The organism is Fusobacterium varium (assembly GCA_021531615.1).
Lineage (GTDB): Bacteria > Fusobacteriota > Fusobacteriia > Fusobacteriales > Fusobacteriaceae > Fusobacterium_A > Fusobacterium_A varium_C.
The window spans coordinates 1-479 of record JADYUE010000094.1; the positions used below are offsets into that span (position 1 = coordinate 1).

General features: G+C 24.4%; 1 protein-coding gene. It reads right to left on the reverse strand.

The genetic code is table 11. The annotated features are described in order from the left end of the window. The coding region (locus I6E31_12470; GenBank protein MCF2640771.1) for an AAA family ATPase at nucleotides 1-479 on the reverse strand (479 nt) is incomplete at both ends.

Sequence of the window (479 nt, forward strand, 5' to 3'; positions counted from 1 at the left end):
AAATACTCCAAGGGTTATATACTTTTGTATCTCCAAATCTATATCCATTATACCAAGAGTGAACTTCTTCTAATTTAGAATCTATTTCATAATATTTTAAAGCCTCTTTTGTCTCTTTCTCTAAAAAACCAAAATACTCATCATACTCTTTATTTAAAATACTACGCTCTTTTAAGTTATTTAAATCAGAAAATATACCAGCTCTGACAACCCTTATTATTCCTGTAATTACTCCCATTTGAAGAACTGTATTATCTTTTAATACAGAACCATATAATCCACTAAAAAAATTTTTAGCTTCTCTATAATAACCATATCTATATGCAGATACTAAAGGAGTATCATACTCATCTATTAAAACTATTACTTTCTTTTGATAATATTTTTGTAAGAAAATAGCTAAATTTAACAAAGCTTTTCTTAAATTATTATCATTTTTTTCTAACCAAATATTGTTAAATTCTATCAATTCATTTTCA